The 14,082-nt window shown below is 61.0% G+C and carries 14 protein-coding genes; 7 read left to right on the top strand and 7 right to left on the bottom strand.

Annotated elements, in window-relative coordinates:
• Positions 1 to 67 precede the first annotated feature (67 nt).
• Positions 68 to 871 carry a carboxypeptidase-like regulatory domain-containing protein gene (locus O3303_RS17390; RefSeq protein WP_269559643.1) on the bottom strand — a complete coding sequence of 268 codons (804 nt, stop codon included), beginning with the start codon at positions 869 to 871 and terminating at the stop codon, positions 68 to 70.
• A 169-nt stretch (positions 872 to 1,040) separates the two neighbouring features.
• Complete coding sequence (locus tag O3303_RS17385; protein ID WP_350356590.1) at positions 1,041 to 2,855, bottom strand: AMP-dependent synthetase/ligase; 1,815 nt, start codon at positions 2,853 to 2,855, stop codon at positions 1,041 to 1,043.
• A 198-nt stretch (positions 2,856 to 3,053) separates the two neighbouring features.
• Between O3303_RS17385 and O3303_RS17380 the strand changes: the two genes are divergently transcribed.
• The 4 genes from O3303_RS17380 to O3303_RS17365 all read left to right on the top strand — a co-directional run bounded on the left by O3303_RS17380 (position 3,054) and on the right by O3303_RS17365 (position 6,175).
• The gene (locus O3303_RS17380) at positions 3,054 to 4,202 is read left to right on the top strand and encodes a formimidoylglutamase (protein ID WP_269559642.1); all 1,149 of its coding nucleotides are present in this window, start codon (positions 3,054 to 3,056) and stop codon (positions 4,200 to 4,202) included.
• A 56-nt stretch (positions 4,203 to 4,258) separates the two neighbouring features.
• Complete coding sequence (locus tag O3303_RS17375; protein ID WP_269559641.1) at positions 4,259 to 4,528, top strand: cytochrome b5 domain-containing protein; 270 nt, start codon at positions 4,259 to 4,261, stop codon at positions 4,526 to 4,528.
• Between the two features lie 121 nt (positions 4,529 to 4,649).
• The gene (murQ, locus tag O3303_RS17370; RefSeq protein ID WP_269559640.1) at positions 4,650 to 5,450 is read left to right on the top strand and encodes an N-acetylmuramic acid 6-phosphate etherase; all 801 of its coding nucleotides are present in this window, start codon (positions 4,650 to 4,652) and stop codon (positions 5,448 to 5,450) included.
• A 158-nt stretch (positions 5,451 to 5,608) separates the two neighbouring features.
• Complete coding sequence (locus O3303_RS17365) at positions 5,609 to 6,175, top strand: hypothetical protein (protein WP_269559639.1); 567 nt, start codon at positions 5,609 to 5,611, stop codon at positions 6,173 to 6,175.
• Positions 6,176 to 6,283: 108 nt separating this feature from the next.
• Here the strand turns inward: O3303_RS17365 and O3303_RS17360 are convergent, their stop codons facing one another.
• The 3 genes from O3303_RS17360 to era all read right to left on the bottom strand — a co-directional run bounded on the left by O3303_RS17360 (position 6,284) and on the right by era (position 9,159).
• On the bottom strand, positions 6,284 to 6,553 hold the full coding sequence (locus tag O3303_RS17360) for a hypothetical protein (RefSeq protein ID WP_269559638.1): 270 nt from the start codon (positions 6,551 to 6,553) through the stop codon (positions 6,284 to 6,286).
• Between the two features lie 151 nt (positions 6,554 to 6,704).
• On the bottom strand, positions 6,705 to 8,027 hold the full coding sequence (der, locus tag O3303_RS17355; RefSeq protein WP_269559637.1) for a ribosome biogenesis GTPase Der: 1,323 nt from the start codon (positions 8,025 to 8,027) through the stop codon (positions 6,705 to 6,707).
• Positions 8,028 to 8,262: 235 nt separating this feature from the next.
• Entirely contained in the window at positions 8,263 to 9,159 is an 897-nt protein-coding gene (gene era / locus O3303_RS17350) for a GTPase Era (RefSeq protein WP_269559636.1), read from the bottom strand.
• 213 nt (positions 9,160 to 9,372) lie between these two features.
• Here era and hemH point away from each other — a divergent pair, with 213 nt between their 5' ends.
• Positions 9,373 to 10,413 carry a ferrochelatase gene (gene hemH, locus O3303_RS17345; RefSeq protein ID WP_269559635.1) on the top strand — a complete coding sequence of 347 codons (1,041 nt, stop codon included), beginning with the start codon at positions 9,373 to 9,375 and terminating at the stop codon, positions 10,411 to 10,413.
• Positions 10,414 to 10,540: 127 nt separating this feature from the next.
• Here the strand turns inward: hemH and O3303_RS17340 are convergent, their stop codons facing one another.
• Positions 10,541 to 11,053, bottom strand: a complete 513-nt coding sequence (locus O3303_RS17340; RefSeq protein ID WP_269559634.1) for a PRC-barrel domain-containing protein — start codon at positions 11,051 to 11,053, stop codon at positions 10,541 to 10,543.
• Positions 11,054 to 11,093: 40 nt separating this feature from the next.
• Positions 11,094 to 11,750 (bottom strand): hypothetical protein, encoded by a 657-nt coding sequence (locus O3303_RS17335; RefSeq protein ID WP_269559633.1) that lies wholly within the window; start codon positions 11,748 to 11,750, stop codon positions 11,094 to 11,096.
• A 114-nt stretch (positions 11,751 to 11,864) separates the two neighbouring features.
• Between O3303_RS17335 and O3303_RS17330 the strand changes: the two genes are divergently transcribed.
• Both O3303_RS17330 and O3303_RS17325 read left to right on the top strand, forming a co-directional pair.
• The gene (locus O3303_RS17330; RefSeq protein ID WP_269559632.1) at positions 11,865 to 12,854 is read left to right on the top strand and encodes a DUF2157 domain-containing protein; all 990 of its coding nucleotides are present in this window, start codon (positions 11,865 to 11,867) and stop codon (positions 12,852 to 12,854) included.
• Positions 12,851 to 14,044: a hypothetical protein gene (locus O3303_RS17325; protein WP_269559631.1), complete on the top strand. Its 1,194-nt coding sequence runs from the start codon at positions 12,851 to 12,853 to the stop codon at positions 14,042 to 14,044. Before O3303_RS17330 ends, O3303_RS17325 begins: the two co-directional genes overlap by 4 nt.
• The last annotated feature ends 38 nt before the right edge of the window (positions 14,045 to 14,082 follow it).

Raw genomic sequence — 14,082 nt, 5'->3', positions numbered from 1 at the left:
CTATCCAGCAAGCGGCCCGCCCACCGCAGGGCGGTAGGCGGGCCGGATTGGGCGGCTCCGGCCTTGCTTACGGCATCGTGAAGTCGGCTCGTACGGGGTTGGCGTTCAGGTTGGCTTCTACCCGCTGAATCTGGCCGGTTGCCGGGTTCAGCACATAGGGCTCGAAGTAGAAGGCTTCCCGCCCGATGCCCCCGCCTTGTACGTCCTTGGCAGAACCATAGGCTACCAGATGCACTTTTTCTCCGCTGGCAAACCCCAGGCTCCTCAGGGAGGAGGCATGGAAGGCCAGCCGCAACTTGGCTGTGCCCCGCACGGCCGGGGCCGGGGTGCTTTCACTGGCGCTGATCTGCGAAGACTCCAGATACCGGACGTTGCTCACGTCGCTCGTTTTCCCTACGTACAACCGCACGGCGTACATTTTGGGGGCGGGATATAGCTGTGGGTTGTACGCTACCTGGCACTCAAAAGCCGCTACCTCGTCGGGCAGCGAGTTGCTGGTTCTGCTTACCAGCGTCAGGCTGGTCACCTGCGTGCTGCTCTGCTGGTCCAGCGTGATGGTGGGGAAAGCAACAGGGGCCGGGCTTTTTACTTCGAGCTCATAGCGTAGCGTGCCCATCCCGGCCCGGCTGACATTGAGCACGTGCCGGCCTGGCTCGATGTTTTTCAGCTCATATTTGCCCTGCTCATCCGTTACGACCTGTTTGTTCAGCCCTTCCACCTGCACGGTAGTGCCGGCTTTGCCCAGCGGGCGCAGTACCTCATCCTGGGCCAGCACCACCCCCGACACGGTGGCCCCAGTGACGGCGGGCGTTGGGTTGTCTGCTTCGGATTTGCTGCAACCGCTCAATACGGCTAAGCTACCGACTACCATGCAGCTCAGAGATAGACACTTTTTCATCATCGGAGTAAAATAGTTTTTGTGGGTTGGAACTATTTTATCGTTTCGCAAACGCAGTGCCAATTGCCACCAAAACAAACGGCCCGCCCACCGCAAAGCAGTAGACGGGCCGTTATGGGCCAGGCAGTTGCGGCCGCCGGACCTAGTGGCCGCCGGCGCCGGCGGGCTTCTCGGCGTTCTGGTACAGGCCTTCGATCAGGTTCTTGTTGTTTTCGGAAATGACCTTGCGCTTCACCTTCATGGTAGGCGTCATCTCGCCGGTTTCCACGGTCCAGAGGGCGGGCAGCAGCGCAATGCGCTTCACCTGCTCCCACTGCGCAAAACTACCGTTGTACTTGTCTACCAGCTCGTTGTACATCTTCACCACTTTCTCGTTCTTCACCAACTCCTCGTTGGGGCAGTTGGTGTCCACACCGTTGCGCTTGCACCAGCCTTTCAGGTCGTCGAAGGCGGGAATGACGAGGGCGGAGGCGAACTTCTGGCCGTCGCCGACCACCATGGCCTGCTCCACCAGCGGCGACTCCTTGAGCTTGCCTTCCAGCACCTGCGGGGCAATGTATTTGCCGCCCGAGGTCTTGAACATCTCCTTTTTGCGGTCCGTGATTTTCAGGAACTTTCCTTCCACCAGCTCCCCAATGTCGCCGGTGTGGAACCAGCCGTCGGCGTCGAATTCCTTGGCCGTCAGTTCGGGCTTGTTGTAGTAGCCCAGCATCACCGACTCCGACTTGGTGAGGATTTCGCCGTCGGCGGCAAACTTCACCTGGGTGTTGTCGATGATGGGACCTACGGTGCCAATCATGTTGTTTTCGGGCTCGTAGCCGCCCACGGCAATTACCGGGGAGGTTTCGGTGAGGCCGTAGCCTTCCATCACCCGGATACCGCCGGCCCAGAACACGCGGGCCAGGCGCGGCTGCAGCGCCCCGCCGCCACTCACGATGCAGCGCAGGTTGCCGCCCAAGGCCTCACGCCACTTGCTGAATATGAGCTTGTTGGCCAGTGCCAGCTGCGTGTTGTATAGGAAGCCACCATCCTTCTGATTGTCGTACTTGAGGCCCAGGTTGAGGGCCCAGAAGAACAGGCTTTTCTTGACACCGGTCTGCTCGTGGCCTTTCGCTACAATCTTATCATATACCTTTTCCAGCAGGCGCGGCACGGTGGTAAATATTTCAGGCTTCACCTCGCGCAGGTTTTCGGCAATGCTTTCCATGCTTTCGGCGTAGTAGATGCTCACGCCGTTGAATAGGTAGATGTGCGTCACCATCCGCTCGAAGATGTGGCAGAGCGGCAGGAAGCTCAGGGCCTTGTCGTTCTCCGTGACGGGCACGAAAGGCTGGGCGTTGCGGCAGTTGCTGAGAATGTTGTTGTGGCTCAGCATCACGCCTTTGGGCTGGCCGGTGGTGCCGGAGGTGTAAATCAGCGTCAGCAGGTCATTCGGCTGCACAGCGGCCTTGAGCGGCTCCAGGTCGGCGGGGTTGCCTTGCTTGCCCAGCTCCAGCAGCTCGTTGAAATGGCGGGCGCCCGCTACCTCATCGAAGGTGAAGACATTCTGGGCGGGAATATCCAGGCCCTGGGTGGCTTCCTTTACCTTGTCGTACAGCTTCTGATCCGACACGAAAATGGCCTTTACGCCGGCATCCGTGAAGATATACTTGTAGTCTTCTACCGTGATGCTAGGGTACATGGGCACGCTGGTAGCACCCAGCTGCGCGATGCCAAAGTCGGCAAACAGCCATTCCGGCCGGTTCATCGAAATGATGGCCACCTTGTCGTCTTTGCCGATGCCGAGCTTGTGTAAACCCAGGCTCACTAGGTTGACTTGCTCGATAACGGTATCGGTGCTGATGGGGGTATACTGGCCGTTGAGCTTGTGGGCGAAGCAGTCGGGCTTGTTATACTTCTGCTGCAGCTGAGGCAGCAAATCGAACGTACGGCGAATATCCATGCGGAGAGCGGACACTTGGTGGGGTTGGTCGATAGAGAGAGAGGCAACAAAGCACCCGGCCAGGCCCTGCTAGGCAGGGAATACCGAAAATGCTGCTTAAATAAGCACTTTTTCCGCTTATTGCCTAACCACGGTGCATCGTTGTGCCGCAGATGATAGGCCCTTGGCGGCTATTTCTGTAGCTTTGTACGAGTCTGCACCCTCCCGCGCCCGATGAATCTGGCCATCTTTTTTGATCCGCTCCGCGAAGAGCTTATTACCTCTTCGGCCAGCGCTACTGTTCTCGCCGCGTATGCCACGCCCTTCCTGGATACGTTCCCGGACTGGCGGGCCGCCGACCTTGCGCTGATTGGCCTAGACGAATGGCGCGGTAGCGCCGCGGGCGCCCCCGCCACCCAGGGCGCCGACGAAGTGCGGCGGCGCTTTTACCAGCTGCAGAAAGGTACCGGCCCGGCCCGCATCGCCGATCTGGGTAATCTGCGGCCCGGCCTCACCCTGGAAGACACCTACCAGCGACTGCGCGAAATCATTGCGGCGCTGCTGGAGCATGGCACCGTCCCGATTCTGCTGGGCGGCTCCCACGACCTCGATTACGGCCAGTTTCTGGCCTACGAAACCCTGGACCGCCCCGTGAGCTTTGCCATGGTGGATGCACGCGTGGACATGGCCGAGCAGGATTGCGCCGCTCCCGAGGAAAGCCACCTGCGCCGCATGCTGCTGCACGAGCCCAGCTTTCTGTTCAACTTCGCCCAGCTGGCCCACCAGCAGTACCTGGTGGCGCCCGATGTACTGGCGGCGCTGGAAAAGCTGCACTTTGAAACCCTGCGCGTGGGCCAGGTGCGCGACGATATCCGGCAGGCCGAGCCGCTGCTGCGCCAAGCTGATTTCGTGAGCTTTGACATTGCCGCGCTGCGCTGGAATGATGCGCCCGGCTACTACCCGGCCAATCCGTTCGGCCTCACCAACGAAGAAGCCGCCAAGCTGGCCTGGTACGCCGGCCACAACGACCAGCTCAGCTCCTTCGGCCTCTACGGCTACCGCCCCGACTACGACCTGCACGGCCTGGCCGCTTCTACCCTGGCCACCATGCTGTGGTACTTCGTGGAAGGCTACTACCACCGGCGGCGCGAAACCGATTTCCAGAGCCGGCGCTTTTTGCGCTACGCCGTGGGCTTGCCCGGCACGCCGGCCAAGCTGGTATTCTACAAGAGCCGCCACACCGAAAAGTGGTGGCTGGAGGTGGAAAGCATGGCCGACAGCGACATCAAGCGCATTGTGCCCTGCAGCTACGAGGATTACTTCCGCGCCGCCCAGGGCGACCTGCCCAACCGCTGGATTCTGACGCAGGCGCTGCTGGGGTAACTGGTTTAGCTGCCAGTAGATGAAGCGCCGCAGTGGATGCCTGATTTGATTCTTACATGAGCCTGACCTCTGACAATCCGCCGATAGCTGCGCCGCTCCCCACGTACACTAAGAGCCAGCTGGCGTTGCGCAACGGGCAGGACCGGGACGAAATCTGGGTGGCTTACCGAGGGCTTATTTACGACGTTACCCGCTCCCGCCTCTGGAAGCGCGGCAACCACTACGAGCACTGGGCCGGGCAGGACCTGACGCAGGAGCTGGACCGCGACGCGCCCCATACGCCCAACGTATTCGACAAATTCTCCGTTATCGGGCAGCTGGTGTGACTTGGTGATGAAGTGATAGAATGATGAGGTAGTTGCGCCATCAAGGCAGCTTCGTCACCACATCACCCCACCACCTCATCTCCCATTACTTCATCACCCCCATTACCTCATCACCTAATTTATGAGCACCACCGAAAGCCCTTCGCTCTTCAACCATCTGGAAACCCTTTCCACGCACGAGCTGCTGGCAGGCATGAACAGCGTCGACCAGACGGTGCCGCAGGCCGTGGCGAAGGCGCTGCCGCAGCTGGAGGCCCTGGTAGAAGCGACGGTGGCCCGGCTGGGCGCGGGCGGGCGGCTGTTCTATATCGGGGCGGGCACTAGCGGGCGGCTGGGCGTGCTGGATGCCTCGGAGTGTCCGCCCACCTTTGGCGTGCCCCACGGGCTGGTAGTAGGCATCATTGCGGGCGGTGACACGGCCATCCGCAAAGCCGTGGAAAACGCCGAGGACGACGCGCAGCAGGCGTGGCTGGATCTGCAGGCGTTCGACATCAACGACAAGGACATTGTGGTAGGAATTGCCGCCTCTGGGCGCACGCCATACGTCATTGGCGGGCTGGAGCAGGCCCGACAGCACGGGCTGGCCACGGGCTGCATCGTGTGCAATGCCAGCTCCCAAGTAGCGGCCGTGGCCGAGTTTCCGGTGGAAGTGGTAACGGGCCCGGAGTTCGTGACGGGCAGCACGCGCCTGAAGGCCGGCACTGGGCAGAAGCTGGCCCTCAACATGCTCACGACGGCCACCTTTATTCGTTTGGGACGGGTGAAAGGCAACAAGATGGTGGACATGCAGCTCAGCAACGCCAAGCTGGTCGACCGGGGCGAGAAGATGCTGATGGATGAGCTGAGCATCGGCCAGCCGGAAGCGGCGGAGCTGCTGCAGCGGCACGGCTCCGTGCGGGCAGCACTGGCGGCGCGGGCGTAGCTATTTGTAGCATGGGCTTCAGCCTGTGCCGTCGGCTGGGGGTATTTTGTGATGCTGCCGGAAACCCTGCGCGTTTGGGCACAGTTAGTACAGCAGACACCCTGCGGGGATTTACCAGGCCCGGCACAGGCAAAAGCCTGTGCTACACTTCCCTTTCTATGCACACCCTTGAGCCGCACTACGCCTGGCTGGATCAGTATTCCGCCTCCGAAGACCCCCGCTCCCCGCTCTACGAAGCCGAAAACAGCCTCGACAGCTACGTCAACACCATCTACGGCTACTACATCCATCCGCAGTGGGACAGTCTGGACTCCGAGACGCTGTTTCTCAAAATCCTGTTCGTGGATTACGACGAAGGCATCGGCATCATCGAGTTGATCGGCGAGTGGAACGACGCCATCGAAAACGACATCATGCACCTCAAGCGCAACATCATTGACTTGATGACGCACGAGGGCATCCGCAAATTCATCCTCATCGGCGAAAACGTGTTCAACTTCCATGGCTCCGAAGACGACTACTACGAAGAGTGGTTTGAAGACGTGGAGGACGGCTGGATTGCGGGCGTGAACTTCCAGGAGCACGTGGTGCGCGAAATGCGCCAGTACAACCTCGACAGCTACGTGAATTTCGGCGGCCAGCTCGACGAGCTGCCCTGGCGCACCTACGAGCCCCGGCGGCTGTTTGAGCTCGTGGACAGCCTGCTGCAGCGCCGGCTGGGGTAGCCGTCCCCACGTACCGCGAAAGTCCGTTTCGCGGTACGGGTACAAACGAAAAAAGAGGCTCTCCGCGTGCGGAGAGCCTCTTTTTTTGCGTCCAGGACGCTGCCGTAATTACTGGGCAGGAACGGTAGCAGGAGCTGGAGTAGCCTGGCTTGGCAGAGCGTCAGCAGCATCTTCCATAGCGTCAGCCTTAGCTTCGGTAGCATTTTCTACCGAGTCAGCACCAGCTTCGTTGCCAGCAGCTTCCATGGCATCAGCCTTGTCTTCGCCAGCAGCTTCTACGTTGTCAGCAGTTTGCTCCATGTTGTTTTCTTTCTGGCTGTCGCAAGAAGAGAAGGTGAACGAAGCGGCAGCCAGAGCGAGGAACAGTACTTTTTTCATGATGAGGGTTGTTGAGGGATTTTGGAAAGTCTTTTTGGATGAAACTCCGCCGGTGCCCGAAGGCTACCGGCTGGTTTCGGGTCTTTATACCCGGCTTGGCAGAAGGTAACCCGGACGCTGAAAAATATTTTTTTCAGCCCTCGGCCACTTGCTACTTTTTGCGGAATACGATACCGATCGGCACCCCCTTGAAGTCGAAATGCTCGCGCATGCGGTTTTCGAGGTAGCGGGTGTAGCTCTCCTTCACGTACTGCGGCAGGTTGCAGAAGAACGCGAATACCGGGTTGTGGGTCGGGAGCTGCGTAACGTACTTGATGCGTACCGTTTTGCCCTTCTGGATGGGCGGCGGGTACTTCTCGATTTCCTTGAGCATGGTTTCGTTCAGCTCGGAAGTCGGAATCTTGCGGCGCTTGTTGCCATACACCTCAATGGCCGTTTCGATGGCCTTGTGCACGCGCTGCTTGGTGAGCACCGACGTGAAGATGATGGGCGGGTAGGAAATCGGGGCAATCTTCTCGTAGATCTTCTGCTCGAACTCCTTGGCCGTGTTGGTTTCCTTGTTCTCGATCAGGTCCCACTTGTTCACCAGAATCACGATACCCTTGCGGTTCTTGTCGGCCAGGCCGATGATGTTCACGTCTTGGGCTTCGATGCCGCGGGTGGCGTCGAGCATCACCACGCAGATATCGGCTTCTTCCAGCGCCCGGATGGAGCGCAGCACGGAGTAGAACTCCACGTCTTCGTGCACCTTGGTTTTGCGGCGCAGGCCGGCGGTATCCACCAGCATGAACTCGTGGCCGAAAGCGTTGTAGCGCGCCTGGATGGAGTCGCGGGTAGTGCCGGCAATGTCCGTGACGATGCTGCGCTCGGTGCCGAGCAGCAGGTTCACGAAGCTGGACTTGCCCACGTTGGGGCGGCCCACCACGGCAATTTTCGGAATGCCAAGGTCGGGCTCTTCCACGCCTTCTTCCTCGAAGTGGCTGATAACGGCATCCAGCAAATCGCCGGTGCCGGAGCCGCTGGCCGATGAAATCGGGTAGATTTCGCCGTCGCCAACGCCCAGCGCGTAGAATTCGCCGGAGGAGTGGATGCGGGAGTTGGTATCGGCCTTATTGGCGACGATATAGATAGGCTTTTTGCCCTGATAGCGGCGCAGCACGTTGGCAAACTCCTCGTCGAGGCTGTGCACGCCGGCCATGGCATCCACCATGAACAGCACCACGTCGGCCTCATCAATAGCCAGCTTCACCTGCTTGTTGATTTCGCCTTCGAAGATATCGTCGGAGTTGTGCACGTAGCCACCCGTGTCAATCACGGTGTAGTACTTGCCCACCCAGTCGCCGTAGCCGTAGTGCCGGTCACGCGTAACGCCACTTTCGTCATCCATGATGGCCTTGCGCTGGCCGACGAGGCGGTTGAAAAGAGTGGATTTGCCCACGTTCGGGCGGCCCACAATGGCAATGGTATTTTTCATGTTGTCTGACTCCAGCCGCCGGCCCGACCAGTTTCGGCAGTGCCCGGAGTAGTTAAGTGAATGTGAGGTCGGAAGTATTGGAACGTCATTCCGAGCGATGAATCTCGCATACTGACGTTGGGTAGAAGAACGTCATTCCGAGCGGAGCGAGGAATCTCGCTAGTGTGGAAATCTCTCTTAGTTGGCACACTAGCGAGATGCTTCGCCTGCGGCTCTGCATGACGTTCTGTTGTCGTTATTGGTAGCCGAAGCGGCTCAGTGCCTTCGGGTCGGTGCGCCAGTTCTCGTTGACCTTGACGTAGATTTCGAGGAATACTTTTTTCTGGAAGAACTTCTCCATTTCCTCGCGGGCCCAGGTGCCTACTTTCTTGAGGGCCGTGCCCTGCTGGCCGATGATGATACCCTTTTGGCTGGCGCGCTCCACGTAAATCACGGAGCGCATCCGGATGATGGTTTCATCTTCCTTGAACTCCTCGATTTCCACCTCGCAGCTGTATGGAACCTCTTTTTTGTAGAGCTTGAAGATTTTCTCGCGGATCATTTCGGCCGCGAAAAACCGTTCGGGCTTGTCGGTCAGCTCGTCTTTGGGGTAGTAGGGCGGGTGCACGGGCAGGTAGCCGAGCACCAGATCCAGCAGCTCGCCGGTCCCGAACTTCTCCAGCGCCGAAATGGGCAGCACGCGGGCCGCATTGGGCAGGTGCTCGCGCCAGTACTCCACCTTGGCTTCCACCTCAGCCTGGTCGGCCTGGTCGATTTTGTTGACGAGCAGCAGAATGGGCGTGTCCACCATCTTGCGCAGGCGCTCCACCACGGGCTCTTCGTCGTGCTTTTCGTAGATATCCGTCACGAACAGAATCACGTCGGCATCTTCCAAGGACGAATACACAAACGACATCATGGCGTTGTGCAGCTCATATTTGGGCTGGATGATGCCGGGCGTGTCGGAGTACACCAGCTGAAAATCCTCGCCATTGAGGATGCCCAGAATGCGGTGACGCGTGGTCTGGGCTTTGCTGGTTACGATGCTGAGCCGTTCGCCCATCAGGGCGTTCATGAGCGTGGACTTGCCCACGTTGGGCTTGCCGATGATGCTCACGAAGCCGGCGCGGTGCGGTTTGGGGTCGGTATTCACTTCAGGGTCTGAAATTTGGCCTGCAAAGGTACGGGTTTTCGGCGGCCCGACCCTCGCTTGCCAAAACATCAGTTGGCGGAAGTTTGTCTGCAGTGTCGGCGCGGCACACCAGCTTCACGAATCGTGGCCGATATTTGCAGCCACAGTTCGGGCTGGATTGTTTCACGATAGCTGGCCTGTACGCTGCGCCTTGCTCACGCTTTTCATTGCCCTATGCCCTCCTCCCCCAACAAAGGCCGTATCGGCGTCCTGCTCGTCAATCTCGGCACTCCCGACTCGCCCCAGACCAGCGACGTGCGCCGCTACCTCAATGAGTTTCTGACCGATGCCCGCGTGGTAGACATGCCGGCCGCCATCCGCTACCCGCTGTTCCGGGGGCTGGTGGTACCGCTGCGGGCCCCGAAATCGGCCAAAATCTACCAGCAGCTCTGGACCGACCGGGGCTCGCCGCTGCTCTTCCACGGCCTAGACCTGCAGAAATTGGTGCAGGAGAAGCTGGGCAACGACTACCTCGTGGCCTTCGGGATGCGCTACCAGAACCCCAGCATTGAGAAGGCGCTGGAAGAGCTGCGCGACGCGGCCGTGGAGCGCATCATTGTGCTGCCGCTGTTTCCGCAGTACGCGGCGGCCAGCACGGGCTCGGTGCAGGAAAAGGTGATGGAGCTGGTGAGCAAGTGGTGGGTGATACCAAGCGTATCGTTTATCAGCACCTTCGCCGACGACCCCGGCTTTATTGGCACCATCGTGACGCTGGGCAAGGAGGAAATGGCCAAGCGCCACTACGACCACGTGGTGTTCAGCTACCACGGCATTCCGGAGCGCCACGTGCTCAAGGGCAGCCACAACGGCTACTGCCAGCTCAGCGGCTGCAGCAACACCTACAACGAAAAAAACCGCTACTGCTACCGGGCGCAATGCTTCGAAACCTCGCGCCTCGTGGCGCAGGGCCTGGGGCTGGCACCTGAGCAGTACACCATTGCGTTCCAGAGTCGTCTGCAAAGCCGCCTCCGCGACCCGTGGCTGCAACCTTACACCGACGAAGTGCTCAAGCCCCTTCCGGAGAAAGGCATCAAAAATGTGCTGGCATTCAGCCCGGCTTTCGTGGCCGACTGCTTGGAAACCACGATTGAAGTGGGCGAAGAGTTCAAGGAGCTGTTTGAGGAAGCCGGTGGAGAGCACTGGCAGCTGGTGCCCAGCCTGAACACCCACCCGCAATGGGTGCAGGCCGTGGCAGACATGATCCATCGGAATTAGCCCGACTGTTCGGGACTGAACGTCATACAGAGGCGGAGCCGAAGCATCTCGCATGCTGACACAGGAGTGATAATCCAACGTCAGCACGCAAGATGCTTCGGCTCCGCCTCTGCGTGACGGGCTGTTTCTACTCCAGCCGCCGGCGGAAAGAGGCCGGCGTGTCGGCGGTGCGGCGGTTGCCGTAGAAGCTGTGCTCGTCGAAGGACGGCTGCTCGTAGAAGGTATCGGTGGTGTTTTCGGGGAGCTGCAGGCGCAGGGCGCGTAGCATGGCCTGCTCGTATTCGCGGCTGATCTGAAACTCCTGATAGGGCGGGTACTCCGGCACCGAGTCCAGCGTGAGCGAGGGCACGAAGAGGTTGTCGCCATCCTCATCAAGCGCTGCCACCCCGATGGGCACCAGAATGTGCCGCTCCTGCTCGTTGCTGCGCAGGCTGGCGTCCAGCTCTACATCGAGGTAGCGCACTTTCAGGGTCTGCTCTTCCACAATCAGCTCGGATACGATGCCAAACTGCCGGCCGTCGCCGCCGCGCACCGCCCAGCCGCGCACGTCGGGGTTGCCGTCGGCTACTTCGTACTCGGTCAGGTCGCGGAGGCGGCGCAGGTGCATGCCCTGGGCGGAAGGAATAGGCGTTGGTTCCACAGGGAAAAGGCGGATTAGAAGAAGAAAACAGGTGGCCCGACTACACGGTAGCCGACGAGCTGAGGACGCGCACCAGGCTGGCCGCGCGGGTGAAAAACTCCTGCAGCTGTTGGTGGTCGAGGGCGGTGGCGTTGCGGCCGGAAAGCTGGGTGGCTCGGGTTATCAGGTCGGCTACTGCCGCTTCCTGGCCGGGGTAGGCCTGCTGCTGCATGGCCTGCATCAGGCCGGTGGCGGCTACAAAACCGGGGCGCAGGCTGGCGTTGGGCTCATCGAGGCGGGCGGTGGCGCTGGTCAGGTTGTCGCGCTTCTCGCCGATGGCAGCACTGCGCAGGTCGTCGCGGTCGGCCAGGTCTACCAGCGCCGCCGTGAGCAGGCGCAGGCCTTCCAGCGCGTAGACGGGCTGGGTGGCGTCGGTGCGGGCAAAGGCGGCCAGCACTTCCGGCGTGACGGGCGCGGCTTCGGGAGCCATATCGGCTACGGCGGCCTCGGCGGGGCGCGGGCCGGTTTCGGCACCGGCGGTGCTATCCGTGCGGGTAGGGGCCGGCTCTGACGTGGGTGGGGCTACCGGCTCGGTGGAGGCCGGCGTATCACTGCGAAACAGAAACCAGGCGGCGGCCCCAACTACGGCCAAAACCAGCAGGATGAGCAGCCAGGGGCTGGGGGAGTTTTTCTTGCGCTGAATGTTGATATCGGCCATGAGGGAGCGGGCTGGGGTTCGGGCAATCCATACGGAAGCCGGCCAAAATACGATGCGTAACCGGGTTTCGGGCATTCTGCTACATTCGCTGCGCACCTCTCCCCTGCCCAGCTTATGCGCACCACTCACCTTCTGGCCGATTTGCAGGCGCGTGGCCTGCTGCCGCCCGCCCAGGCCCAGGCCATTGCCAACGATGAGCAGGCGCGGCCAATGTCGCTGCATCAGGAGCTGCGGGCGGCGCTGTACCTGGGCATTACGCTGCTTACCGGCGGACTGGGCACGCTTCTCTATCAGCACCTCGACGATATCGGGCATGGCGCGGTTATCGGGGCTATGGCGCTGCTGATGCTGGCCAGCTTCGGGTATGCCTGGCGGCACCGGCTGCCGTTTACGTGGGGCCAGAGCACCGCCGCCAGCTTCGTGCCCGACTACGCACTGCTGCTGGGCTGCCTACTGTTTCTGGCCCTGGAAACCTATGTTCAGGCAGTATTTAATGTATTTGGGAACCGCTACGGGCTCGCCACGCTGCTGCCCGCCGTGCTGTTTCTGGCCCTGGCCTACCGCCTCGACCACCGGGGCGTGCTGGCCATGGGCCTCACGGCGCTGGGCGCGTGGGTGGGCGTGAGCGTGGCGCCGCTGTCGGTATTCACGGCCAACGCCCTATTCACTTCCCGGCTGGGCGTGGCGGGCGTGCTGCTGGGACTGGCCCTGACGGGGGCGGGCCTGCACGCCGAGTTTACCCGACGCAAGCCGCACTTCGCCTTCACATATATCTCGCTGGGAGCTAATGTGGCGCTGCTGGCGGCCACAGCCGTCCTCTTCGACTACTACCCGCAGCCCTGGCTGCCCAAGTGGGTGGCCGTGCTGCTGGTGCTGCTGATGAGCGCCGGCTTGGTCTGGTATGCCCGGCATGCGCAGTCGTATCTGTTTCTGCTAATGGGGACAGTGTATGGCTACATCGCCCTGACCTATAGCTTCATTCAGTTGCTTGATTTCAGCAACGGAGAAGCTGGTGGGCTGCTGGTTTCTTTTTACTTCATGCTGTCGACAGCAGGCGTTATCCTGCTGTTTGTGCGCAGCAAAGAATTTCTCCGTCGGGTATGAAGATGAAAGCCTATCCGCTGTTGTGGGCCACGCAGGAAGCCATGGAGGCCGCCGCATCCCGCTGGTTTCGGCGCCAGCTTCTCACCGACGCCCAGTACCAGGCCATCAAAACCGCTTACCAGCCCGATTTCTACCGGCCGGGGCTGCTGCTGCGGATCGGGCTGGTGCTATTTACGTGTGTGGGCGTGGCTGGTGCGGCGGCGTTTCTGGCCTTATTCGGAGCAGCAGCGCGGCTCGAAGATTTCCGGCTGCTGGGTTGGGCGGTGGCACTGGGCTGCCTGGGCACGCAGGAAGTAATTATCCGGGAGTTTCGGCACTACCGGTCCGGCACCGACAGCGCGCTGCTGTACATCGGGCTATTTGTGCTGGCGCTGCTGTTGGCCGAAGCGGCCGACTCTCTGACTACCCTAAGCCGCTATTCGGCGGGTTTCGGCAGCGCCTACTACACGGTGCTGCTACTGCCGCTGCTGGGACTGCTGCTGCTGGCCACCCTGCGCTACGCCGACCGGCTGGTGGCGGCGGCCACGTACCTCGTGTTGCTGGCGCTGCTGGCCAACTGGCTCCTGATCCTACCGATTGGGCGTTTGCTGTTGCCTTTCGTGCTCATGCTGACCGCCGTTGGCAGCTTCCGGCTTCTGCAGCGCCTGCGCCAACGACCCGATTATCTCTATTACCGGGCTTGCCTGCTGGTGCTGGAGGTGCTCACACTGGCTACCTTCTACCTGGCCGGCAACTACTACATGGTGCGCGAAGGCAACGCCGAAATCAGCGGCCTGTACGCGTCAGCCCAGATTCCGCTGGCCCCGCTGTTTTACCTGTTCACGGCTATCATTCCGCTGGTGTATATAGCCGTGGGCCTGCGCCGGCCCAGCCGCCTGTGGCTGCTGACCGGGCTGGCCGCTGCCGCGTTTTCGCTGTTCACGCTCCGCTACTACCGCTCCGTGCTGCCACCTGAAATTGCGGCCGTGCTGGGCGGGGCTTTCCTGCTGGTGCTGGCGGTGTGGGCCGCCCGCTACCTGCGCCCCGCCCGCCACGGCCTCACGTCTCTGGCCGACGCCGGCCAGCCCACGTACTTCAACCTGGAGTCGTTGGTAGTGGCCCAGACAGCTCCGGCACCAACCGCGCCGACACCCGGTTTCGAGTTCGGTGGGGGCCACTCCGGCGGGGCCGGCGCCGACGGCTCGTATTGAGGCGCTGATACCAATGAAGCGCAAAAAAGCCGTCGCTG

This window comes from Hymenobacter canadensis, from assembly GCF_027359925.1.
In the GTDB taxonomy this organism is placed as follows: domain Bacteria; phylum Bacteroidota; class Bacteroidia; order Cytophagales; family Hymenobacteraceae; genus Hymenobacter; species Hymenobacter canadensis.
This window is presented reverse-complemented; position numbering and strand designations above follow the sequence as displayed.